At 60.9% G+C, this 22,478-nt stretch carries 21 protein-coding genes, 1 pseudogene and 1 riboswitch; of the genes and pseudogenes, 12 read left to right on the top strand and 10 right to left on the bottom strand.

Annotation, left to right across the window (positions count from 1 at the left end; all coding sequences use genetic code 11):
• The first annotated feature begins 44 nt into the window (after positions 1–44).
• Together metX and ttcA are read left to right on the top strand one after the other, a co-directional pair.
• On the top strand, positions 45–1,160 hold the full coding sequence (gene metX / locus ET418_RS10010) for a homoserine O-acetyltransferase MetX (protein ID WP_149307462.1): 1,116 nt from the start codon (positions 45–47) through the stop codon (positions 1,158–1,160).
• Positions 1,161–1,164: 4 nt separating this feature from the next.
• Positions 1,165–1,995 carry a tRNA 2-thiocytidine(32) synthetase TtcA gene (gene ttcA, locus ET418_RS10005; RefSeq protein ID WP_149307461.1) on the top strand — a complete coding sequence of 277 codons (831 nt, stop codon included), beginning with the start codon at positions 1,165–1,167 and terminating at the stop codon, positions 1,993–1,995.
• A gap of 329 nt (positions 1,996–2,324) precedes the next feature.
• Here the strand turns inward: ttcA and ET418_RS10000 are convergent, their stop codons facing one another.
• The 5 genes from ET418_RS10000 to ET418_RS09980 form a co-directional block, all read right to left on the bottom strand.
• Complete coding sequence (locus ET418_RS10000) at positions 2,325–3,110, bottom strand: OmpA family protein (RefSeq protein ID WP_149307460.1); 786 nt, start codon at positions 3,108–3,110, stop codon at positions 2,325–2,327.
• Positions 3,111–3,116: 6 nt separating this feature from the next.
• Positions 3,117–3,863 carry a flagellar motor protein gene (locus ET418_RS09995; RefSeq protein ID WP_149307459.1) on the bottom strand — a complete coding sequence of 249 codons (747 nt, stop codon included), beginning with the start codon at positions 3,861–3,863 and terminating at the stop codon, positions 3,117–3,119.
• A gap of 3 nt (positions 3,864–3,866) precedes the next feature.
• Complete coding sequence (locus ET418_RS09990; RefSeq protein ID WP_149307458.1) at positions 3,867–4,187, bottom strand: flagellar FlbD family protein; 321 nt, start codon at positions 4,185–4,187, stop codon at positions 3,867–3,869.
• A 98-nt stretch (positions 4,188–4,285) separates the two neighbouring features.
• The gene (locus ET418_RS09985; protein WP_149307586.1) at positions 4,286–5,377 is read right to left on the bottom strand and encodes an AAA family ATPase; all 1,092 of its coding nucleotides are present in this window, start codon (positions 5,375–5,377) and stop codon (positions 4,286–4,288) included.
• Positions 5,378–5,444: 67 nt separating this feature from the next.
• Positions 5,445–5,771, bottom strand: a complete 327-nt coding sequence (locus ET418_RS09980; RefSeq protein ID WP_149307457.1) for a PilZ domain-containing protein — start codon at positions 5,769–5,771, stop codon at positions 5,445–5,447.
• A 167-nt stretch (positions 5,772–5,938) separates the two neighbouring features.
• Positions 5,939–6,038: riboswitch (TPP riboswitch) on the top strand.
• 101 nt (positions 6,039–6,139) lie between these two features.
• Between ET418_RS09980 and thiS the strand changes: the two genes are divergently transcribed.
• From thiS to ET418_RS09945, 8 genes and pseudogenes are all read left to right on the top strand, one after another.
• Positions 6,140–6,340, top strand: coding sequence for a sulfur carrier protein ThiS (gene thiS / locus ET418_RS09975; RefSeq protein WP_149307456.1), 201 nt, complete (start codon positions 6,140–6,142; stop codon positions 6,338–6,340).
• Positions 6,341–6,429: 89 nt separating this feature from the next.
• Entirely contained in the window at positions 6,430–7,209 is a 780-nt protein-coding gene (locus ET418_RS09970) for a thiazole synthase (RefSeq protein WP_149307455.1), read from the top strand.
• A 203-nt stretch (positions 7,210–7,412) separates the two neighbouring features.
• Positions 7,413–8,030 (top strand): annotated as a pseudogene (gene thiE, locus ET418_RS18305) (thiamine phosphate synthase); the annotation flags it as partial.
• Between the two features lie 9 nt (positions 8,031–8,039).
• Positions 8,040–8,969, top strand: a complete 930-nt coding sequence (mnmL, locus tag ET418_RS18300) for a tRNA modification radical SAM protein MnmL/YtqA (RefSeq protein ID WP_218043387.1) — start codon at positions 8,040–8,042, stop codon at positions 8,967–8,969.
• Positions 8,970–9,089: 120 nt separating this feature from the next.
• Complete coding sequence (gene gltX / locus ET418_RS09960) at positions 9,090–10,490, top strand: glutamate--tRNA ligase (protein WP_149307453.1); 1,401 nt, start codon at positions 9,090–9,092, stop codon at positions 10,488–10,490.
• A 183-nt stretch (positions 10,491–10,673) separates the two neighbouring features.
• Positions 10,674–12,083, top strand: a complete 1,410-nt coding sequence (locus ET418_RS09955; protein WP_149307452.1) for a Ni/Fe hydrogenase subunit alpha — start codon at positions 10,674–10,676, stop codon at positions 12,081–12,083.
• Between the two features lie 15 nt (positions 12,084–12,098).
• A complete protein-coding gene (uvrB, locus tag ET418_RS09950) occupies positions 12,099–14,156 on the top strand; it encodes an excinuclease ABC subunit UvrB (protein ID WP_149307451.1) in 2,058 nt (685 codons plus the stop codon).
• Positions 14,157–14,293: 137 nt separating this feature from the next.
• Entirely contained in the window at positions 14,294–15,160 is an 867-nt protein-coding gene (locus tag ET418_RS09945) for an HhH-GPD family protein (RefSeq protein WP_246153016.1), read from the top strand.
• A gap of 91 nt (positions 15,161–15,251) precedes the next feature.
• Here the strand turns inward: ET418_RS09945 and ET418_RS09940 are convergent, their stop codons facing one another.
• Positions 15,252–15,518, bottom strand: coding sequence for a cytochrome c7 (locus tag ET418_RS09940; protein WP_149307450.1), 267 nt, complete (start codon positions 15,516–15,518; stop codon positions 15,252–15,254).
• Between the two features lie 441 nt (positions 15,519–15,959).
• Here ET418_RS09940 and gspG point away from each other — a divergent pair, with 441 nt between their 5' ends.
• On the top strand, positions 15,960–16,400 hold the full coding sequence (gspG, locus tag ET418_RS09935; protein WP_149307449.1) for a type II secretion system major pseudopilin GspG: 441 nt from the start codon (positions 15,960–15,962) through the stop codon (positions 16,398–16,400).
• A 136-nt stretch (positions 16,401–16,536) separates the two neighbouring features.
• Positions 16,537–19,197 (top strand): pyruvate, phosphate dikinase, encoded by a 2,661-nt coding sequence (gene ppdK / locus ET418_RS09930; RefSeq protein WP_149307448.1) that lies wholly within the window; start codon positions 16,537–16,539, stop codon positions 19,195–19,197.
• A 290-nt stretch (positions 19,198–19,487) separates the two neighbouring features.
• On the opposite strand, the gene ET418_RS09925 is transcribed toward ppdK, so the two are convergent.
• The 4 genes from ET418_RS09925 to ET418_RS09910 form a co-directional block, all read right to left on the bottom strand.
• On the bottom strand, positions 19,488–20,669 hold the full coding sequence (locus ET418_RS09925; protein WP_149307447.1) for a methyl-accepting chemotaxis protein: 1,182 nt from the start codon (positions 20,667–20,669) through the stop codon (positions 19,488–19,490).
• 130 nt (positions 20,670–20,799) lie between these two features.
• Entirely contained in the window at positions 20,800–21,348 is a 549-nt protein-coding gene (amrA, locus tag ET418_RS09920; RefSeq protein WP_149307446.1) for an AmmeMemoRadiSam system protein A, read from the bottom strand.
• A gap of 8 nt (positions 21,349–21,356) precedes the next feature.
• Entirely contained in the window at positions 21,357–21,863 is a 507-nt protein-coding gene (gene def, locus ET418_RS09915; RefSeq protein ID WP_149307445.1) for a peptide deformylase, read from the bottom strand.
• A gap of 3 nt (positions 21,864–21,866) precedes the next feature.
• The gene (locus ET418_RS09910) at positions 21,867–22,427 is read right to left on the bottom strand and encodes a glycine cleavage system transcriptional repressor (RefSeq protein ID WP_149307444.1); all 561 of its coding nucleotides are present in this window, start codon (positions 22,425–22,427) and stop codon (positions 21,867–21,869) included.
• Positions 22,428–22,478: the final 51 nt, after the last annotated feature.

Here is a 22,478-nt window from a genome sequence, read left to right as displayed (position 1 = left end):
GTAGCGTTTCAGCCCCTTCTCATACCGCGTGAAGGGGTTTTTTCATGTCCGTCGGCATCGTCACGGCACAATCCAGAACCTTCGAGTCCGGCATCAGGCTGGACAGCGGGCGCCTCCTTGCCCCGATCACGCTTGTGTATGAAACCTACGGCCACCTCAACGCATCCCGTTCCAACGCCATCCTGGTGGAACACGCCTGGACCGGTGACGCCCACCTGGCGGGCAAACACCGGGAAGAAGATACCAAGCCGGGCTGGTGGGACGCCATCGTCGGGCCGGGGCGCCTGCTGGACACCGACCGCTATTTCGTAATATGCTCCAATGTAATCGGTTCGTGCCACGGCTCTACCGGCCCCACCTCAATCAACCCCAAAACCGGCAAACGTTACAACCTCGCCTTTCCGGTCATCACCGTACGCGACATGGTGCGCGCCCAAAAGCTGCTGATCGATGCCCTGGGCATCGAAAAGCTGCTCTGCGTCATGGGGGGGAGCATGGGGGGGATGCAGGCCCTGGAGTGGGCCACCCAACATCCCGGGAGCGTCGCCTCGGCCATTATGCTGGCAACGACGCCGCGTCCTTCGCCCCAGGCCATCTCCCTCAACGCCGTTGCCCGCTGGGCCATCTTCAACGACCCTACCTGGCGCAAGGGGGAGTACAAGCACAATCCCAAGGACGGTTTGGCCCTGGCCCGGGGCATCGGCCACATCACGTTCCTGTCGGACGAATCCATGAATACGAAATTCGGCCGGCGTTTCTCGGCCAAGGACGGCCAGTTCGACTTTTTCGGCCAGTTCGAGGTGGAGCGCTACCTGAATTACAACGGCTACAACTTCGTGGACCGCTTCGACGCCAACTCCTTCCTGTACCTGGCCAAGGCGCTGGATCTTTATGACGTGGCCCTGGGGTATGAATCGCTGGCCGAGGCCTTTGCCCCGGTCGCTGCACCGGTGCAGTTCTTCGCTTTCACCTCCGACTGGCTCTATCCCGCCTACCAGACCGAGGAGATGGTGGAGTGCCTGCGCGGCCTCGGGAAGCCGGTGGAGTATCACCTGATCACCTCCGCGTACGGCCACGACGCCTTCCTGCTGGAACACGAAACCTTTACCCCCTTGGTGCGGGACTTCTTCTCCCGTGTGGAACAAAGCGGGGGCTTGTAACGCTATGACGCTGGCGCTTGACGAATTCAAAAACAAGGGACTTCTCAGAAGGTTGCGGCATGGGGTCGGCCGGGCCGTTGCCGACTTCAGCCTGATCGAGGAGGGGGACCGTATTGCCGTGGCGGTGTCGGGGGGGAAGGATTCCTATACCCTGCTGCTGCTGTTGGAGGAGTTGCGGCGGCGCGCGCCCGTTTCATTCGAGATCGTGGCGGTCAACATCGATTCCGGGTACCCCGGTTACCGCACGGACGTCATCGAGCGGTTCCTGCGGGAGAACGGTTTCACCTACCGCATGGTGCCCACCGAGCACTACACCCTGATCAATGAGAAGCGCCGGCCCGGCTCCTCCTACTGTTCGATCTGCGCACGCTTCAAGCGCGGCGCCCTCTATACGGCGGCCCAGGAGTTGGGGTGCAACAAGCTGGCACTGGGACACCATCAGGACGATTTCATCGAAACCCTGCTCTTGAACCAGTTCTTTGTCGGCTCGCTCAAGTCCATGGCCGCCTCCATGCTGGCGGACAACGGCGAGACCGTGGTGATCAGGCCGCTGGTGTATCTGCCCGAAGAGGATATCATCCGTTTTTCCCACGAAGCCGCCCTGCCGGTGGTCTGCTGCTGCTGCCCGGTCTGCGGCACCGCCGACCTGCAACGCAAGCGGATGAAGCGGCTTCTGAAAGAGTTGGAAAAGGATATTCCCCACGTCAAGAACAGCCTGTTGAAGGCAATTTCAAACGTACACCCCCGCCACCTTCTTGATCGGCGATTGCAGGTAGCGCTCCCCGACCCGTGCACGTCCGTCCCGCCTGGCGGCACGGATGGGCAGCACGGCTGAAACATCCTTCCGCAGGTCAAGCCACGCAACATACCCGCCATACGCCACTACGATCAATCCCAGCAATACCATCGGTTCCATCGAGCACCTCCACATTGTTTTAGGAAACAATAGCATGGGGGTGCGACAGTAAATGTCGCATGCTGAAAATGCAGTGATTTTGGGGGGAGCAGGACCGCCTTAGGGCGTTCTAAGGCATGATGACGTGGATAAGGAATTGCCGGCCGGTGTGAATGGCGAAACTCAGGTTGTTCAAAAATAGTCAGATCGTCGCACCCGCTAGACAAGCCCTGCGGAGGGCGGCGAGATGGCTGTTTTTCAACAACCTCTTAAGGCTCGCCGCGCTCGCCCTCTCCGGAGAGCAGGACCATATCCACGCGACGGTTCTTGGCACGGTTTTCAGGTGTGGAGTTGTCCGCGACCGGGCGAAATTCCCCGTACCCGGTGGCGGATATCTTTTCGGGCTCCGCGTCGTAGTATTTGAGGAGGTATTTGAGGACATTGGTGGCGCGGGTGGTGGACAGTTCCCAGTTGGACGGGAACTGGGCGGTGCTGATGGGGGCGTTGTCCGTATGCCCCTCGATCCGCAGCGGGTTGTTATACTGGGTCATGACCTCGGCGATGGTGTTGAGCAGTTCATAGGCGCTCTGTTTGATCTGGGCCTGGCCGGAATCGAAAAAGCCTGCCTCCTTGAGGCTGACGATCAGGCCCCGCCGGGTAATGGTGAGGTTGACCTTGCTTTGGGCGCCCTGTTTCACCAGATAAGCCTCTATGGAAGATTTGATCTGGCGGAAGTCTTTCTCCTCGGCTCGGGTACGGGCCTGGCCGCTCCGTGACCTTCCGGACGGGGCAACGGACATCTCCGGCTTGATGGTCGGTATGATGCTGATCGGTTTGGACTGGATGACGTTGATCTTGGGTGTGGGCGCGCCGGCGGTGACCATGCCGAAGGATTGCTGAAGCGACTGCATGACCTCCTCGACCTTTTTTTTGTCGGTCTGGGACATGGCATACAGGGTGACGAATACCGCGAACAGGAGGGTGATGAAGTCGCCGTAGGAGACCAGCCAGCGTTCGTGGTTTACATGCTTTTCGGGTTCTCGCTTCAGTGCCATGGCGAATTAGTGGGCGCCTACAAAGGCTTTGAGCTTCTGTTCGATGAAGTGCGGGTTTTCGCCGTTCTGGATGGCGATCAACCCCTCAAGGATCATGACCCGCCGCAGCACCTCTTCCTTCATGCGGATCTTGAGTTTGGTGCCGATGGGGATGCAGACGATGTTGGCCACCATCAGACCGTAGATGGTGGCGACAAAGGCCACGGCGATACCGGCCCCCAGTTTGGAGGTGTCGGAAAGGTTGCTCATGACATGGATCAGGCCGAGGACGGCGCCGATGATACCGATGGTCGGTGAGTAGCCGCCAGCCGATTCGAAGAACTCGACACTATGTTTGGTGTGATCTTCGTAGGACATGATGTCGGCTTCCAGGGTTTCCCGCAGCTTTTGCGGGTCAATGCCGTCAACCACCAGCGAAATCCCTTTCTTGATGAAGGGGTCCTTGGCAGACTGGGCCTCCTGCTCCAACGATATGAGGCCGTTGCGCCGCGCCTTGGTGGCATAGTTGATGATGTCCTTGACAACCGCCTCGTGATCGACCTTGGGGGGGAGGAAGGCGTTTTTGACATCCTTGAAGGCCTTGATGATGGCAGGAAGCGGGAAGCTTACGAATGTGGCTCCAAAGGTGCCACCAAGAACGATCAGGGCTGCGGTCGGCTGAATCAGGGCGCTCATGTGCAGCCCTTCCAACGCAGCGCCGCCGAAGACGGCCCCGAATCCCATTAACAAACCTATAAGTGTTGCTATATCCATGTCCTAGAATTCCTGGCTGTGAAATGGAACGCGCTCGTGCTCGTCGCGATTGGCGATGGAACGGTCTCTGTTCAGCGTGGCACTGCTAAAAAGATTTTTTTTCGTCTTATCGAGGTACTTCTTGCCTGCGGGGCCTCCGGCGCGTCGAATGATCCTGGCGCGGAATGCCACGACCTTGGTGATGATGTCGGTAGCGGGTTCCTTGACAATGAAGTGGTAACCGTTGAAGAGTGTTATGACCGTATCGGGTGTCTCCTCGATACTGACGATGTGGTCGGGGTTGACATACATCACCTGCTTGTCCAGACGGGTCAATGGGATCATAATACCACCGGAAATATGAATGTTTGTCTATAAATATCAAAAACCGTGTCAGGTCAAGAAGTTTTTGCCTGAAATTGAAAGCGGCACATTATCGTTCGTTACAACAATGCATCGATAGCCGCAAAGTCGATGTAACGTTCAGAGGTGGAGTTGATCAGCTCGATCTTTTCCAGGTCATCCGGGCCGATCTTCGAGACATGCTCCCTGAGGCGGTAGAAAACCTCCGAAGAGGTCTCCTCGACGCGGATATAGGGGATTTTGCTGTCGTCGAGAATCTGCTGGGTGATGAGCGACATGGGTGCGTGCCCGCTGATGACCAGGCCGGTCAGGCGCTTTTTGAAATCCGGTATATGGTGCAGCGAAGAGGCGGTGACAATCAACTCATCCCTCGAACTGGTCACGATGAGCAGCGTGGACTCCTCAAGATGGTCGATGACCCGCTGCGACGATGCCGCTCCCAACTGGATATTATGGCAGATGCGGCTCCTCTCTGTGGGGTTCCCCATGAGCGGCAGGCCGAGCATCTGAGCCACATGTTGCAAGGTCGGATGGGCCAGGACCGGGCTGTAATCGAAGGCGCTCGTCACCAGCAGGTCGCTTCCGCTAAAGGCCTTTTTCAGATAGGCAAGGGAGCGTTCGCGCTTTTCCGGCAGCAGCTTGTTGACCATGACAACGCGAACGTCGGCTTTTTCCCGTTCGTAGAGTGCCAGGTTCAACTCCACGGCGTCTACCACGTTGCCGATGCCGCCGTTGGTAACCATGAGCACCGGTGCGCCCGCCATGGTCGCCACCTGGGCATTGTTCGCCCCGACCACCGATCCGACGCCACCGTGGCCCGCCCCCTCAATGATCAGAAAATCGTATTTCTGCTCAAGCTCGCGAATCGCGCCGGTGATAAGCATGCGGGGCGTTTCCGGGGCAATCTTGCCGTCCAGGAATTTTCTGGTCGAACCGGGTGTGAGGGTCATGGGCGACATGAGGTGCGCGTCCTCATCCAGTCCGTAAACGCTGGCCACCATGGCCGCATCCATGTCCATGGTCAGGCCGTTGTACTCGATGCACTTGGGGCCGATCGGCTTGATGAAGCCGACCCGCTCATATTTTTTGCGGGCCAGATGCATGAGCGACAGGCTGATGGTGGTTTTGCCGCAATGCTGGCCGGTGGCGGCTATGAATATCTTTTTGCACACCATACTCTGCCATCCTTCCCAAAGCCATAAAACCGTCGAGAGTCCGACCGTCTGCCGCCAACCGTGGTTATGCCGCTTCTAGAAACCGGAGGAAGTGCTCTTCGCCGGCCTGGAAATGTAAAAAACGCACCCCCATGCCGCTCTTCTTGACCAGGTGGAAGAGGTTTTGCGGCACTTTCTTTGCCCACATGACCCGGGCATCAACCTGAACCAGATGGTCATCGACGGTAAATTCGATCCTGATTCTGCTGTTGGGCGGGCAGACATTGGCGGTTTTGATGAACATGCCGGTTGTCGATATATCCTCGCTGAATGCCACACGGTTGGCGCCGTCTATGCCGAAACGGATCGTTAAACGCTTTTTGAGCCGCCGTATAATCCTCTTTTCGGTCATTATGGCCTCAAACTAAAGAGCTTATTATGTGACAAAAGCGCCAAGACTATATCACAAAATAGCGGATGCGGGAGAAGAATCGAAAAAACGCGGGTTTCAGTTTTTTATTTTCGCTCCTGTGCCGGTATAAATTCAATTGACAGAGCCGCGTCAATACACTAGGTTAATGTAAACGCTGGGGGAGTTTCGACTGAGAGCGGCGGTGCGTCGCGACCCTTAGTACCTGATCCGGGTAATGCCGGCGTAGGGAAGCGCAAACATTCAGATGTTCCAAGCCGCTTCCGCGGCTTTTTGCGTTTTAGAAGGTTGTTCAACAGCCTGTTCGTGACCCGTGCAGTCAGTTCGTACCGGGCGCTGAAGGAGAAAGCATGCACATTACACTGAATGGCGAACAGGCTGACATCGCCGAGGGGAGCACGGTCGCCGGGCTTCTGAAGCATCTGCAACTCCCGCGCGAACGGGTGGCGGTGGAGGTCAACCTGGCTATCGTTCCCAAGGCGGCCTACGACAGCCGTGGGTTGGCGGAGGGGGACAGGATAGAGGTCGTCCACTTCGTGGGCGGAGGATGAAAAACGGGTAGGGGAACGGTGGGGAAAAATCGCGCGTCAGCCCCCTGCGCCTGAAGTCAACACGTTGTTGCACAAGGAGACATTCTGCTATGACAACCCAAAAGGATACATGGACGATCGCCGGCCGCGAGTTTACCTCCCGCCTGATGGTGGGCACCGGCAAGTACGCCAGCTTTCAACAGACTGCCGCGGCCCTGGAGGCCTCGGGGGCCGAGATTATTACCGTGGCGGTGCGGCGGGTCAACCTGGACCGGAGCAAGGAATCGCTCCTGGATTATATCGACCCCAAGAAATACACCCTGCTCCCCAATACCGCCGGCTGCTACACGGCTGACGACGCCGTGCGCACCTGCCGCCTGGCCCGCGAGGCGGGCATGTCGGATTTCGTCAAGCTCGAAGTGCTGGGGGACGAGAAGACCCTGTTCCCGGATAACGAGGAGTTGCTCAAGGCCGCCCGGATCCTGGTCAAGGAAGGCTTCACCGTGCTCCCCTACACCAGCGACGACGTGATCATGTGTCGGAAGCTGGAGGATATCGGCTGCGCTGCGGTTATGCCGTTGGGGGCCCCCATCGGCAGTGGCCTGGGTATCCGCAACCCCTATAACATCAGGATCATCCTGGAGTCGGTCAAAATCCCGGTGATCGTGGACGCCGGGGTCGGTTCGGCCTCCGATGCGGCCGTCGCCATGGAGTTGGGCTGCGCCGCCGTGCTCATGAACACCGCCATTGCCGGAGCCCAGGACCCCATTGCCATGGCCCGCGCCATGAAGTTGGCCGTGGAGGCGGGACGGCTTTCCTACAAGGCCGGCCGGATTCCCCGCAAGCTCTATGCGAACGCATCCAGCCCGCTGGACGGCATGATTGTCTAGTTTCCGCCCGGAAAGGGTTCTTTTTCGCCCATGCGGCGTCAATCTTCGGGCTTGCTTGTGCGGCGTACCGATGTACGCCTCCGCGCAATCCCTCGATTTCCTTGCCTGGACGAAAAATACCTCCTTTCCGAATCGGAAACTGCCTGATACTTGAATCCGTGACACCTTCACGGCTTCTCTTACGTTATGTTCACCATGTACCCATGAAACCCATTGATTTTCCTCTCTACCTGATTACCGACCGCACCCAGACCGCCGGCCGGCCGCTTTTGGACGTGCTGCGCGCCGCTCTGGCCGGCGGGGTGCGCGCCGTGCAACTGCGGGACAAGGACCTGCCGGACGGCGAGTACGTGGAACTTGCCCGGGCGCTTCGGGTACTGACCCGGGAGTTCGGAGCCCTGCTCTTCATCAACCGCCGGGTCGATGTCGCCCTGGCGGTGGGGGCCGACGGCGTCCATCTCGGGGCGGCCTCCGCACCCGTGGCCGAGGTGCGCCGCCGCTGCGGTCGGGCGATGCTGATCGGCTATTCCAGCCACGGCTTGGCTGAAGCGCGCCAAGCGGTGCGTGACGGGGCGGATTTCATCACCTTCGGCCCGGTCTTTGCGACCCCCTCCAAGGCGGCCTATGGGGAGCCGTTGGGGTGTGAAGTCCTGCAGCGGGCGGTGGAGGCGCTGCCGGTCCCGGTGTTTGCCCTGGGCGGCGTGAAGCCGGAGAACCTGCCCGCAGTTCGGAAAGCCGGCTGTTCCCACATCGCCTTGATTTCGGCCGTCAGCGCCGCCCCCGACCCGTGCCGCGCAACCCGGGAACTCCTGGCAAACCTGGGAAACCCGCTGCCCACCGCCGTCCATCACGAACTGCGCATCAACTCCTACGGCCATTACCTGCGCCGGCGCTTCGACTGCCGGATCAGCAAGGTCAACGTGGATGCCGGTTTCACCTGTCCCAACCGGGACGGCAGCAAGGGGACCGGCGGTTGCATCTACTGCAACAACGTCTCTTTCTCCCCCAAGGACACCCAGCCGGTCATCCCGCTGGAAGAACAGCTCTCGGCGGGCATGGCCTACCATCGGCACCGTCTCGGCTCCGAGAAGTTCATCGTCTATTTCCAGAAATACACCAACACCTACGCCTCCGCGGATGTGCTGGCCGACCTCTACCGCCGCGCTCTGGCCCATCCCGATGTGATCGGTATCTCGGTCGGCACCCGGCCCGACTCCCTGACCGACGGGGCGCTGGAACTGTTGACGGAGATCGCCCGCGATCATTACGTCTGCCTGGAGTTGGGGCTGCAATCCCGGGACGACGCCATCCTGGCGCGTATCAATCGCGGCCATACCGTGGACGATTTTTGCACGGCCGTGAAACGGGCGGCGGGGCGGAATTTTGACATCTGCGCCCACCTGATCCACGGTTTTCCCGGGGAACGGCGGGAGGATTTCCTCAAAAGCGCCGACCTGATCGCCTCCCTGCCGATCGACTCGGTCAAGCTCCATCAGCTCCATGCCGTCGAGGGGACCGAGTTGGCCGCCATGTACCGCCGGGGCGAATTCGTACCGCTCACCCTGGAGAAATACGTGGCCGCGGCCGCCGATTTTCTGGAACGGCTGCCGGCCCATGTCACGATACAGCGTCTGTACGGTTCGGCACCGCTGGCGATCTGTGTCGCTCCCCGATGGGGGCTGAAGAACAACCAGATGTGGTTCGCGGTGGTCAACGAACTGCGGCGGCGCGGCACGTGGCAGGGGTATCGGGTCGGCTAGCGGGGATGTATTCGTTTTCCGCCGGGAAAGTGCTTTTTTCGACCGCCCGGCGGTGCTATAGTAACCGTCCGCAAAGATGCCACGCCTCTGCCGCACTTAAAATAGTCAAGGAGATTCACTATGTCCGACCTGCGCGTCCGTTTCGCACCCAGCCCCACCGGCTACCTCCATGTGGGGGGAGCCCGTACCGCCCTGTTCAATTGGCTGCTGGCCAGAAAACAGGGGGGCACCTTCATCCTGCGCATAGAGGACACGGATGTGGAACGTTCCACCCAGGCCTCCATCGACGCCATCCTGCAGGCCATGGAATGGCTCGGGCTGGACTGGGACGAGGGCCCCTTCTACCAGACCGACAACTTCGACCTCTATCGGGAGTATGTCCAGAAGCTGCTGGAGGCGGGCAAGGCCTACAAGTGCTACTGTACGGCCGAAGAGCTGACGGCCAAGCGCGAACAGGCCATGAAGGAAGGGCGCAAGCCCAAGTATGACGGCACCTGCCGCGAACTGGGCGAGCAGCCGGCCGACAAGCCGTTCGTGGTCCGCTTCCGCGCCCCCCAGGAGGGGGAGGTGGCCTTCGACGACCTGATCAAGGGGCGCATCGCCTTCCCGGCCGAGGAGCTTGACGACCTGATCATTCAGCGCAGCGACGGTACGCCGACCTACAACTTCTGCGTCGTGATCGACGACGCCATCATGAAGGTCACCACCGTGATCCGCGGCGACGACCATGTCAACAACACCCCGCGCCAGATCCAACTCTACGAGGCACTGGGCTTTCCGGTGCCCCAGTTCGCCCACGTTCCCATGATCCTGGGGAGCGACAAGGCGCGTCTCTCCAAGCGCCACGGCGCCACCAGCGTGATGGCCTACCGCGACATGGGCTTTCTCCCCGAGGCGCTGGTGAACTATCTGGTACGTCTGGGGTGGAGCCATGGCGACGACGAGATCTTCACCCGCGAGGAGATGATCCAAAAATTCGACATCACCAACATCGGCCGCTCCGCCAGCGTCTTCAACACGGAGAAGTTGCTGTGGCTGAATGCCCATTACATCAAGACCGGCGATCCGGCACGTCTGGCCGGGCTGCTCCTGCCCCATCTGGAATCACGCGGCATCGACCCCCAGGGCGGGCCCGAGGTGGCCGCGGTGGTAAAGACGCTTCAGGAACGGGCCCAGACCCTGGAAGAGATGGCCGACCGGGCCGCCTTCTATTTCAAGGCCCCCGACGCCTACGACGAGGCCGCCCTGGCCAAGTTCGACAAGGAACACCTGCGGGCGGTCTACGACGCGGTGGCCCAAAGGCTGGCAACCGTCGCCACCGCCACGGCCGAGGATATCGACGCCCTGTTCAAGGAGATCTGCGCCGACAAGGGGTGGAAGATGGGCCAGGTGGGACAGCCGGTACGCGTCGCCCTCTCGGGCGGCAGCCAAGCCCCCGGTATCGGCGAGATCGTCGTCACCCTGGGGATCGGGGAGGCAGTCAAACGGATTGCCAGGGCCAGGGAAACCGTGGCTGCGTAGCACCACCCGCTTTTTCCCCTCACCCGGCCTTCGGCCACCCTCTCCCCGGGGGAAAGGGGGACATAACCCTTCCCCCCAAGGGAGAAGGTGCCCCGCAGGGGCGGATGAGGGGAAAAGGAAACAGGCGGACCGTCCCACCCCCCTCCGCCGGACATCCCCCCGAAACGTGGTACACTCTTCACCATGGGCACGACCATCACCATATCCCCGGTGAGCCGCATCGAGGGGCACGCCGCCATCACCATCCAATTGGACGGGGCCGGACAGGTGGCGGAGGCCCGCCTGCACGTCCGGGAATTCCGCGGATTCGAATCCTTTTGCCTGGGGCGTCCCTTTTGGGAGATGCCGACCATCACCGCCCGGATCTGCGGCATCTGCCCGGTCAGCCACGCCCTGGCTGCGGCCATGGCCGGGGAACGCCTCATGGGGGTAGCCATCCCCCCGGCAGCGCAGCACCTCCGCCGAATTCTCTCCCTGGCCCAACTGATCCTCAGCCATTCCCTCAGCTTTTTTCACCTCTCCGCCCCGGACATCGTCCTCGGCCTTGACAGCGACCCCACGGAACGGAATATCGTCGGCCTGGCGCGCCACCGCCCCGAGGTCATCCGCAAGGGCGTCCGCCTGCGCCAGATCGGCCAGGAGATCGTCAACCTGATCGGCGGCGGCCGCCTGCACCCGGAGCATATCGTTGCAGGGGGCATGGGGGAGCCGTTGGATGAGGAGGGGCGTGACGCCATTGTCGCCCTGCTCCCCGAGGCGCGGGAGTTGACGCGCTTTGCCCTCGATCTGTGGCAGGAACGGAGCGAGGGCTTTCGGTCCGAGATGGGGCCCTGCGGCGATTTCCCCAGCCTGTTCCTGGGGTTGGTGGGCGTGGGCGGGTGCCTCGACCATTACAGCGGCCGGTTGCGGTTCGCGGATGCGGCCGGCGGGACGGTCGGCGACCTGGCGCCGGAGGAGTACGCCGCCGCCATCCGGGAGACCGTGGCCACCGACAGCTACCTGAAGCCCACGGAATGTATTTTTGGCGGGGATCGCCTCTACCGTGTCGGCCCCCTGGCCCGCCTTTCCGTGGCCCCGTTCGCCGCTGCGCCCCAGGCGGAGCAAGCCCGCAAGGAACTTCTGGGGGGGCGGCGGACCGCCACCGCCAGCCTCGATTATCATCAGGCCCGGCTGATCGAGATGCTCTATGCCGTGGAGCGCATCGCGGGCCTCGTGGATGACCCGCTGTGCGTCGATCGCCAGGTCCTGGCCCGGGCCGGGGTGAATGCCTCCGAGGGGGTCGGCGTCACCGAGGCCCCCCGCGGCACCCTGATCCACCATTACCACGTGGACCGTGACGGCCTGTTGACCGGGGTCAACCTGATCGTGGCAACGGCCCATAATAGCCGCGCCATGGACCGGACCATCACCGACATCGCCCGGCAGCATCTCCAGGGGGGGGCGCTCGGCGAGGGGCTCCTTAACCGGGTCGAACACGGCATCCGCCTCTACGACCCCTGCCTCTCCTGCGCCACCCATGCGGTCGGCAGGATGGGCATGACCGTCATGCTGAGATCGGCCGACGGGAAGGTGCTGGACAGGGCTGTCCGGTAAGGCTAGAATAACCCCATGAGTTCGAGTGCATCCCTCTTCAACCTGACCACATCCTATACCCCCCGCGGCGACCAGCCCCAGGCCATTGCCGAACTGGTGGAAGGGATCGAGCGCGGCGACCAACATCAGGTATTGCTGGGGGTGACCGGTTCGGGCAAGACCTTCACCGTGGCCAACGTCATCGCCCAGACCGGCCGGCCGGCCCTGGTGCTGGCTCCCAACAAGACCCTGGCAGCCCAGCTCTACGGGGAGTTCAAGGAGCTCTTCCCGGACAACGCCGTGGAATACTTCGTCTCCTACTACGACTATTACCAGCCGGAAGCCTATCTCCCCACCACCGACACCTTCATCGAGAAGGATTCATCGATCAACGACGAGATCGACAAGATGCGCCACTCGGCCACCCGCAGCCTCCTGACCCGGCGCGACGTGATCATCGTGGCCTCGGTCTCCTGCATCTACGGCATCGGCTCGCCCGAGGCCTATGCCAGCCTGCACATCTTCTTCCACCAGGGAGAGGAGTACGGCCGCGACACCCTGCTGAAAAAGCTGGTGGAGATCCAGTACGAACGCAACGACATGGACTTTCACCGCGGCACCTTCCGGGTGCGGGGCGACGTGGTGGAGGTCTTCCCCGCCTACGACAGCGACAAGGCGCTGCGCATCGAGTTCTTCGGCGACGAGGTTGAGGCCATCAGCGAGATCGACCCCCTGCGGGGGGTGGTGCTCCAGAAATTGCCCAAGTGCGCCATCTATCCGGCATCCCATTACGTCTCCACCCGCGAGACCTTGGAAAAAGCGGTGGAGCAGATCCGCGTGGACCTGGGGGAGCGCCTCCGCTATTTCGGGGAGCGGAACATGCTGCTGGAGGCCCAGCGCATCGAGCAGCGCACCTTCTTCGACATCGAGATGATGGAGGAGATGGGGTTCTGCCAGGGGATCGAAAACTATTCCCGCTATTTCGACGGGCGCACGGAGGGGGAGCCCCCCTACACCCTGATCGACTACTTCCCCGAGGATTTCGTGCTCTTCGTGGACGAGTCCCATATCACGATTCCACAGGTTGGGGGCATGTACCGGGGGGACCGCAGCCGCAAGGAAACGCTGGTGCAGTACGGCTTCCGCCTGCCGGCGGCCCTGGACAACCGGCCGCTCAATTTTCAGGAGTTCGAACGGCGCATCCGCCAGGCGGTATACGTTTCGGCCACGCCGGCGGATTTCGAGATGGAGCGGAGCGGCGGCGTCTTCGTGGAACAGGTCATCCGCCCCACCGGGCTGGTGGACCCGAAGATCGAGATCCGCCCGGCGACGGCTACCCCCCCTCAATCCCCCCCTAAACTAGGGAGGGAGGCTGCACTCGGCCAGGTGGACGACCTCCTTCACGAGGTCCGGGCAACCGTGGCCAAGGGTGAACGTGTGCTGGTGACTACCCTGACCAAGCGCATGGCCGAGGAGTTGACCAACTATTATCAGGAGTTGGGGGTCAAGGTGCGCTACCTGCACTCGGACATCGTCACCATCGAGCGGATGCAGATCCTGCGTGACCTGAGGATGGGGGAGTTCGACGTGCTGGTGGGCATCAACCTGCTGCGGGAGGGGCTGGACCTGCCGGAGGTTTCCCTCGTGGCCATCCTGGACGCCGACAAGGAGGGGTTCCTCCGTTCCGCCCGCTCCCTGATCCAGACCTGCGGCCGGGCCGCCCGCAATGTGGACGGCCGGGTGCTGATGTACGCCGATGTGGTGACCCGCTCCATGCAGGCCTGCCTCGACGAGACCGAGCGCCGTCGCGTCAAGCAGTTGGCCTATAACGAGGAGTTCGGCATCACCCCCGAGACGGTCAAAAAGGGGATGGGCACGATCCTGGGGTCCATCGAGGAGAAGGATTACTACACCCCGGCGAGCGGCGTGGCCGAGACGACCGAGGAGTATGTGGCGCCCAAGGAAATCCCCAAGCTGGTCAAGAAGCTGCGCAAGGAGATGCTGGCGGCGGCCAAGGCGCTGGATTTCGAAACCGCCGCAGGATTGCGGGACCGGATCAAGCGGCTGGAGGAGATGGAGTTGGCTTTGCGGTGAAGATCGTGAATGGTGGAGAGTGAAGAGTGAAGGGCTGGCGGCTTCAGGGTTTGTACCTTTCACCTATTCACGCTTCACTTTTTCCGTGTCTCTGCGTCTCTGTGGCAGAATTGCCGTTTGGATCATAGGATCAAAGTTTGACATTGAACCCTGAACATCTCACCAACCGCTACCACGAAACCGGCACCCTCGACCTTGCAACGGTCAAGGCCTTCCAGAAATGTATCTTGGCCTACCACCACGCCAACCCCCGCCCCATGCCGTGGCGCGAGACCCGCGACCCCTATTGCATCCTGATCTCCGAGATCATGCTCCAGCAGACCCAGGTGGAGCGGGTCAAGGCCAAGTATGCCGAGTTCCTGGCGGCCTTTCCCACACTCGCCGACCTTGCCGCCGCGCCCTTGCCGGAGGTATTGCGGGTGTGGCAGGGACTGGGGTACAACCGCCGCGCCCTGGCCCTCAAGCGGTGCGCCGAGGAGATCGTGGACCGCTTTGCTGGCCAATTCCCCACAACAATCGAGGAGTTGGAATCCCTGCCCGGTATCGGCCCGTACACGGCCCGGGCCGTGGCGACCTTTGCCTTCGGTGCGGTAGAGGCGTTCATCGAGACCAATATCCGCACGGTCTTCATCCATTTCTTTTTCCACAACAGGGACAAAGTAGGGGACCGGGAGATCATGCCCTTGGTCGCGGCGACTCTGGACAGAGGCGACCCCCGCACATGGTTCTATGGGTTGATGGACTACGGCGTGATGCTCAAGCAGAGCCATCCCAATCCCGGCCGCCGCAGCGCCCACCACACCCGACAGTCGCGATTCGAGGGGTCGAACCGCCAGTTGCGCAGCCGCATGTTGCGGGCGGTTATGGAACATCCGGGTATAACGGCCCTGGCGTTGGCCAAACTGCTTGGGGCCGAGCAGGAAACGGTGCAGAGCAATCTTGAAGCCATGCAGCGCGAGGGATTTCTCTGCAAACAGGGGAAGGGGATGGGTATCAGGGGGTAGTGTCCCACGACTAACCGCACGGGACACTAAAACGAGGAGAGGGCAGCATCGTCGCTGCCCTCCCATGGAACGTCGTCAACCGTTCAAACGGTTACTGCTTGTGGCACTCTTTGCAGGAGGTCGGCCCTTTGGCCATGGTGCTGTGGCAACCTTTGCAGGTCTTGTGAGCCCAGTCTTTGCCGAACCCTTCGATCTTGCCGCCGGCTGCGGAAGCGTGGCATTTCGTACAGTCCTTCAGCATTTCCTGGTGGGCCTTGTGATTGAACGTGACGCCTCTTTTCAGTGTGATCACGTCGGCGGCAAAAGCGGTCCCGGCAAAGGCTGCGATGGCGAGGATGGCGATTACGGTCTTTTTCATGATTTCTCTCTCCTTGAAGGTGGTGTGCTGCAAAAATTTGTATACGCGATAATGCATTGTAAGGCCGAGGTCCGTCAATCTATTTTTTATCCGCGCCTTTGTCGGCTGCGCGCCGTGCTTTCTCTGCGGCTTCCGGCTGCCGATTCGCCCGGGGCACGGGCGGTTGCGTCAGCGAGACGTCGGTATTTTCTCATGCTCCGCAGTTTGTTACACTGGTTATATACATATCATGTGCCAAAAGATGATGATGTCATAATATGTTGAAATCATTTTGGTTGGTTGAACTGGCGCCGGAGGGATGTGCCCGTTCTCTACCGCAATTGAGGTGGTGGCTTGTTCTTTTGGGATAGATGGCGGCGGCCTGAAAAAGCCTTGCCATGCGGCCCTGTTCATGTAAAATCCCTAGAAGCAGGGAATCACACAGATGGAGGACACGGAGATATGAAACAACTCAACAACAGGCGCGGCTTCACCCTCATCGAGATCATGGTGGTGATCGTCATCCTGGCGCTTTTGGCTGCGCTGGTCGGCCCCAAGATCATGGGCCGCACCGATGACGCCAAGATCCAGACCACCAAGACCCAGATCAGAAACCTGGAGTCGGCCCTTAAGCTCTATAAGCTCGACAACGGCGCTTATCCCTCCACGGAACAGGGGTTGAACTCCCTGGTGACAAAGCCGACCGTGGGGGCTATCCCCAAGAACTTCAAGGAGGGGGGCTATCTGGAGAGCAAGAACGTGCCCAAGGATGGCTGGGGCAACGACTTCCTCTATGTGTCGCCGGGCGAACACGGGGATTACGACCTCTACTCCTACGGTGCCGACGGAGCCAAAGGGGGCGACGGGAAGAACGCCGATATCAACAGTTGGGATCTGAAGTAGCCCTTTTTCGCATTTAAGGTTGAAATTTTGTTTTTCTGCGTTATAGTTGACCGCCTAACCTATTATTTTAATTATGAATAAAAGTTTTTAGCCGGTCTAAAGCACGGTTCTCTATCATCCTTGAGGAGGCAGCACTATGACGCAGAAGTATGTGTATTTCTTTGGCAACGGCCAGGCCGAGGGTCGGGCAGAGATGAAAAATCTGTTGGGGGGCAAGGGGGCCAATCTGGCGGAAATGACCAGTATCGGCCTTCCGGTCCCCCCCGGCTTTACCATTACCACCGAGGTCTGCACCGAATTTTATAAGAATAACCAGGCGTATCCCGAATCCCTGACCGCGACCGTGGCCGAAAACCTCACAAAGGTCGAGGCGCTGATGGGGAGAAAATTCGGCGACCCCAAGAACCCCCTGCTCGTCTCCGTCCGTTCCGGCGCCCGCGCCTCCATGCCGGGTATGATGGACACCATCCTCAATCTTGGCCTCAACGATACCACGGTCCAGGGCATCATCGCCCAGAGCGGGGACGAACGGTTCGCCTATGACGCCTACCGCCGTTTCGTGCAGATGTATTCCGACGTGGTCATGGGCATGGAGAAGGATATCCTCGAACACCTGCTGGAACAGAAGAAGGAGCAGCGGGGCGTCCACCAGGATACGGAGCTGACGGCCGCCGACTGGCGGGAATTGGTCGGGGCGTTCAAGCTCAAGATCAAGGATGAGTTGGGGAAGGAATTCCCCGAAGATCCCCATGAACAGCTGTGGGGGGCCATCGGCGCCGTTTTCGGCTCGTGGATGAACCCGCGCGCCATTACCTACCGCAAGCTCAACAACATCCCCGCCGAGTGGGGCACCGCCGTCAACGTCCAATCCATGGTGTTCGGCAATATGGGCGACGATTGCGCCACCGGCGTGGCGTTCACCCGCGATCCCTCCACCGGCGAAAACTACTTCTTCGGCGAATTCCTGGTCAACGCCCAGGGAGAGGACGTGGTGGCGGGCATCCGCACCCCCCAGCCGATCAACCGCGTCAAGGACAAGGACGGCAAGCTACCCTCCATGGAGGAGGTCCTGCCCGAATGCTACCGGCAGTTGGCGGATATCCGCGACACCCTGGAAAAGCATTACAAGGACATGCAGGACATCGAATTCACCATCGAGAAGGGCAAGCTCTTCATGCTGCAGACCCGCAACGGCAAGCGCACCGCGCCGGCAGCCATCAAGATCGCCGTGGATATGGTGAAGGAAGGGCTGATCGACGAGAAGGAGGCGGTCCTGCGGGTCCAGCCCTCCCAGCTCGACCAGCTCCTGCACCCTTCCCTCGATCCCGCCGCCGCCAAGCAGATCATCGCCAAGGGGTTGCCGGCCTCGCCGGGCGCCGTTTCCGGCCAGGTGGTCTTCAGCGCCGATGAAGCCGAGGCCGAAGCCAAGGTGGGCAAGAAGGTGATCCTGGTGCGCATCGAGACCAGCCCCGAGGATATCCACGGCATGCACGCCGCCCAGGGTATCCTCACCGCCCGGGGCGGCATGACCTCCCACGCGGCGGTTGTGGCCCGCGGCATGGGGAAATGCTGCGTGGCCGGCTGTGGCGACATCAAGGTGGACTACGCCGGCGAAGCCTTTACGGCCAGGGGCGGCGTGGTGGTGAAGAAGGGGGACACGATCACCCTGGACGGGTCCTGCGGCGAAGTGATGCTGGGCGCCGTGCCGACGGTCGCCCCGGCCATGACCGGAGACTTCGCCCAATTGATGGCATGGGTCGATACCTACCGCAAGCTCAGGGTCCGTGCCAATGCCGATACCCCCCACGATGCCAAGGTTGCCCGTCAGTTCGGCGCCGAGGGAATCGGCCTGTGCCGCACCGAGCACATGTTCTTCGACGCCGAGCGTATCGCGGCCGTCCGGGAGATGATCCTCTCCGAGGAGCTGGAAGGGCGCGAAAAGGCCCTGGCCAAGATTCTGCCCATGCAGAAGGGGGATTTTATCGGCCTCTTCCGCGAGATGAAAGGGCTGCCGGTAACCATCCGTCTGCTGGACCCGCCGCTGCACGAGTTTCTGCCCCAGGAGGAAAAGGACCTGGAGGAGCTTTCCAAGACCATGAAGGTGCCGGTAGGCGCCCTCAGGCACAAGGTGGAGTTCCTGCACGAATTCAACCCGATGCTCGGTCATCGCGGCTGCCGCCTGGGCATCACCTTTCCCGAAATCTACGACATGCAGGTGCGGGCCATCATGGAGGCGGCCTGCGAACTGGTCAAGAATGAAGGGTTCTCCATCGTCCCGGAGATCATGATCCCCCTGATCGCGACGGTCAAGGAGCTTCAGGTGCTCAAGCAGAACGCCGTGGCCATCTGCGACGAGGTCATCGCCCGGTACGGCGTCACGCTGGAGTACCTGATCGGCACCATGATCGAGTTGCCCCGCGCGGCGCTGACCGCCGACGAGATCGCCGGCGAGGCCGAATTCTTCTCCTTCGGCACCAACGACCTGACCCAGACCACCTTTGGCCTTTCCCGGGACGATGCCGGTAAATTCCTGCCGTTCTACGTGGACCACGGTATCCTGGCGGAGGACCCTTTTGTGTCGCTGGACCAGAACGGCGTCGGCCAGCTGGTCAAAATTGCGGTGGAGAAGGGGCGCGCCACTCGCCCGAAGATCAAGCTGGGCATATGCGGCGAACATGGCGGCGACCCGTCTTCGGTCATCTTCTGCCACGAGGCCGGGCTGGACTACGTCTCCTGCTCCCCCTTCCGGGTACCCATCGCCCGGCTGGCGGCGGCCCACGCGGCCTTGGCCCCCTGATTCCGTTTCCCCGCAACAGAGCCTGATTACGAAGGCCCCCCGGAATAGTTCTCTCCGGGGGGCCTTCGTTGCGTTGTTGGGAATTAAAATTTTAACGCACTGAATATGCAGGTATATTTTTCAAAAGCGTTCTTCATTATGTCGTTTTGAGAGAATATACTCTACCATGGCACCGCCGCTCTGGCGGGCAATTATTTTAAATTACCCCTCTTTTTAGATATCGACTACGTTCCCATTCCAGGCTCGTGGCAAAACTGCTCGAAAAGTGGTTGCCACAGGTATAAACGTGGCTAGGAAAGTTTGAAACGGTTCACCATCTGCTGGAGTTCCGCGGCCGACGTGGCCAGGCCGGAGGCGGCCGACTCCGTCTGCTCCGCCCCGGAGGCTGCCTCGCTGATGACGCGGGTAATGAGATGCATGTTCTCGGTTATGGCCGAGGTGGTTGTGGACTGGCCGGTGGCGGCGGTCGACACCTGGGACACCTGGCCGTGGAGGACGCCGATCTGACGGAGGATTGCGCCAATGGCCTCGCACGAGTGGCGTACCCCTTCGCCACCTTCGCGTACGCTGCCTGAGCTCTGCTCCATGGAAGAGACCACGTTTCCGACATCCTTCTGGAGAGCGTCAATAATGGTCTGAATCTCGCGGGTCGCCGACGTGGTCCGCTCGGCGAGGCTGCGCACCTCGTCGGCGACCACCGCAAATCCGCGTCCCTGCTCGCCTGCCCGCGCCGCTTCAATGGCTGCGTTCAGGGCCAGCAGGTTGGTCTGGTCGGCGATGTCACCGATGGTGGCCAGGATGTCGCCGATGCGCGTTGAATTGTCCCCCAGGGATTTTACCGCCTCCGTGGTCTCGGTGATTACCCCCTCGATGGCCCCCATGGTTCCGGACATGCCGGAAATGATCTGTTCCCCCTCCCGTGACACCTGCTCCGCCTCCCTGGCCATGTCGGACATTTCGAGGCATCTGGTGGATATGTCCGTGCTCGCGGTCGCCAGGTTATCGACCGCGGCGCTGACCGAGGCGGCCTGGGTGGCGGCACTTTCGGTGCCGTCGGCGATGGTTGCGGAGGTCTGCCGCAGTTGCTCCGAGGAAGCGGCGATCTGGCCCGACGTCGTCTGGATCCCCATGACGATTCCCCGCATCGAGTGCTGAAGTTCCCGAAGGGAACGCAGTATGGCGCTCACCTCATTGTTGCGTTTGATCTGGATATCCCGCTGCAGGTCGCCGGTGGCCATCTCCTTGAGATAGCCAATGGTCCTGTTGATGGGCGAGGTGATGGACCAGATGTTGATCCAACTGAACAGGGTGCCGAGAATGGTGAAGAGTATGACGGCCAGGGATGTGGCCGAGAGGGATTGGGTCTGGCCGACCGCTCCGGCTGCGATGATGCAGAAACTGTAGCATACGCAGAGGATGATGATGCGGACGCGGATGGTCAGGTTAAGATACATGTTCCAGAGAGTTTTCATTGAACGTCCCCATTCTGTGCAATGTTTGGACCGTGTGCCGGCATACCATCGGCTCAGGGGTATCCCATGACGACATGCCACGGGTCCGGATGATGCGATGTCAGCCCCTGTTGGAGAAATCGCTTCGCGATTACTGCTCGCCGAACACCAGGGCGCTAAAGATGTAGATGTCGCACTCCTTCTGCCAGGCGTTCTCGGGCAGACCGGCCTTGATGCAGGTATGTTTCAGGAAGGTGTCCCGATCCCAACCGTATTCGGTGGCCACCTGGGGGAGCAGAACGCCCCGGTAGCTGTCCTTGACGATATAGATGCCGTGCTTTCCCACCTGGATCTGATCAACCGATGTGATCTTCTCCAGAGGGGAGAGTACCGATATCTCAAGGTTGAAATCGTCCAGATCCTGGGACTTCATGGGGTAGAAGCGCGGGTCGCGGGTCGCGGCCGACACGGCCATCTCCTGCACCAGGCTGTAGAGCGGCTTGTCCGAGACGAAGTTGCCGATGCAGCCTCGCAGGCGTTCGTGCTGCTTGATGGTCACGAAACAGCCGTTTTCGCAGGCGAGCCCCTTTGAGGTGGTCCCGGCAGGGGGGATCTGCCCGGTGGCGACATAGGCAACGATGGTGCTGCGGGCAATCTTCAGCAGTTCCTTCTGTTCCCTTTTGGTCAAAAGTTCCGCCATAACGCCTCCTACCTGTAGTTCTTGCGCCGGAACAGCCCGGTCTTCAGGCTGACGATCCGGTCCAGGAACAGGATACCGTCCAGGTGGTCCATCTCGTGCTGGATGGCCACCGCCTCGAATCCGGTTGCGGTGAAAATCCGCTCCGTTCCGTCCGGTTCGTCGTATCTGACCGTGATCTCGGTGGCCCGTTCCACATCCCCGGTATAGTCCGGCACGCTCATGCATCCCTCGCGCATGACGGCCGTTCCGCTCCGGGCTGTAATCTCCGGGTTGATCATGCACAGTTGGCCGTGGTTGTTGTCCTTGCCGTGCCGGCTGGCCGACACGTCCACCACGCAGACCCGCAGGGTAACCCCGATCTGGGGCGCCGCCACTCCCACCGATCCCGGTCCCTCGCGCATGGTGTCGAGTAGATCCCGGATCAGGTCATGTATCGCGTTGTCAATGGTTATAACCCGGTGGCAGAGCTTTTTGAGCACCGGGTGCGGATAGCGCAGAATAGGTTGAGTTGCCATATGTCAGAAGGCCACCGGCGTAACCACCCGCACGCCGATTTCCACGTTCAGCTCCTTTTTCAGATCTCCCAGCAGCGCTTCAAGCTCTTCAGGGGTTTGCCCGTCCGGCAGGGCCGCTTCCAGCATCATCACGTAGACCGGCTCGTCGTCCGTGCCGATCAGTTTGGTATTCAGGTCGGTGATATTGACGCCCCGCTCCGCCAGTTCATTGGTCACGCGGTAGACGATGCCCGGCTGGTCGGCTCCGTAGACCGAGATCAGACAGATCTCCCCCGGGGTTTCCAGGCGGGCGATCTCGTCGGCCTGGAGGGTGCGTACGGCCAGGGACATACCGAGCCCGTCGCAAACCGGCTTCAGTTCGTCGTAGAGGCGGCTCTTGCTGAACGGCTTTACATGGGATACGATCAGGATCACGGCAAACTCGCCGGCCAGCATGGTGCAACTGGAGTCGGCGAGGTTGCACCCCAAGCGGAAGAGCGCTGCGGCAATGCCGGAAACGATGCCGGTGCGGTCCTTGCCGACAACGGATACGGCATAATGCAGGATGTCAGGCTGCGGTGTCATATAACCCCCACGGGATTCGGTCATGGTCTTCGTGACGGAATCGGATTTGGT

The organism is Oryzomonas rubra (genome assembly GCF_008369015.1).
Lineage (GTDB): Bacteria > Desulfobacterota > Desulfuromonadia > Geobacterales > Pseudopelobacteraceae > Oryzomonas > Oryzomonas japonica.
The sequence above is the reverse complement of the archived record's forward strand: the minus strand, read 5'-3'. Positions and strand labels throughout refer to the sequence as shown.

What these genes read in the sequence shown, in the direction of transcription:
- metX (WP_149307462.1), top strand. Translation starts at nt 45, where the DNA reads ATGTCCGTCGGCATCGTCACGGCACAATCCAGAACCTTCGAGTCCGGC.
- ttcA (WP_149307461.1), top strand. Translation starts at nt 1,165, where the DNA reads ATGACGCTGGCGCTTGACGAATTCAAAAACAAGGGACTTCTCAGAAGG.
- ET418_RS10000 (WP_149307460.1), bottom strand. Translation starts at nt 3,110, where the DNA reads ATGGCACTGAAGCGAGAACCCGAAAAGCATGTAAACCACGAACGCTGG.
- ET418_RS09995 (WP_149307459.1), bottom strand. Translation starts at nt 3,863, where the DNA reads ATGGATATAGCAACACTTATAGGTTTGTTAATGGGATTCGGGGCCGTC.
- ET418_RS09990 (WP_149307458.1), bottom strand. Translation starts at nt 4,187, where the DNA reads ATGATCCCATTGACCCGTCTGGACAAGCAGGTGATGTATGTCAACCCC.
- ET418_RS09980 (WP_149307457.1), bottom strand. Translation starts at nt 5,771, where the DNA reads ATGACCGAAAAGAGGATTATACGGCGGCTCAAAAAGCGTTTAACGATC.
- thiS (WP_149307456.1), top strand. Translation starts at nt 6,140, where the DNA reads ATGCACATTACACTGAATGGCGAACAGGCTGACATCGCCGAGGGGAGC.
- ET418_RS09970 (WP_149307455.1), top strand. Translation starts at nt 6,430, where the DNA reads ATGACAACCCAAAAGGATACATGGACGATCGCCGGCCGCGAGTTTACC.
- gltX (WP_149307453.1), top strand. Translation starts at nt 9,090, where the DNA reads ATGTCCGACCTGCGCGTCCGTTTCGCACCCAGCCCCACCGGCTACCTC.
- ET418_RS09955 (WP_149307452.1), top strand. Translation starts at nt 10,674, where the DNA reads ATGGGCACGACCATCACCATATCCCCGGTGAGCCGCATCGAGGGGCAC.
- uvrB (WP_149307451.1), top strand. Translation starts at nt 12,099, where the DNA reads ATGAGTTCGAGTGCATCCCTCTTCAACCTGACCACATCCTATACCCCC.
- ET418_RS09940 (WP_149307450.1), bottom strand. Translation starts at nt 15,518, where the DNA reads ATGAAAAAGACCGTAATCGCCATCCTCGCCATCGCAGCCTTTGCCGGG.
- gspG (WP_149307449.1), top strand. Translation starts at nt 15,960, where the DNA reads ATGAAACAACTCAACAACAGGCGCGGCTTCACCCTCATCGAGATCATG.
- ppdK (WP_149307448.1), top strand. Translation starts at nt 16,537, where the DNA reads ATGACGCAGAAGTATGTGTATTTCTTTGGCAACGGCCAGGCCGAGGGT.
- ET418_RS09925 (WP_149307447.1), bottom strand. Translation starts at nt 20,669, where the DNA reads ATGAAAACTCTCTGGAACATGTATCTTAACCTGACCATCCGCGTCCGC.
- amrA (WP_149307446.1), bottom strand. Translation starts at nt 21,348, where the DNA reads ATGGCGGAACTTTTGACCAAAAGGGAACAGAAGGAACTGCTGAAGATT.
- def (WP_149307445.1), bottom strand. Translation starts at nt 21,863, where the DNA reads ATGGCAACTCAACCTATTCTGCGCTATCCGCACCCGGTGCTCAAAAAG.
- ET418_RS09910 (WP_149307444.1), bottom strand. Translation starts at nt 22,427, where the DNA reads ATGACACCGCAGCCTGACATCCTGCATTATGCCGTATCCGTTGTCGGC.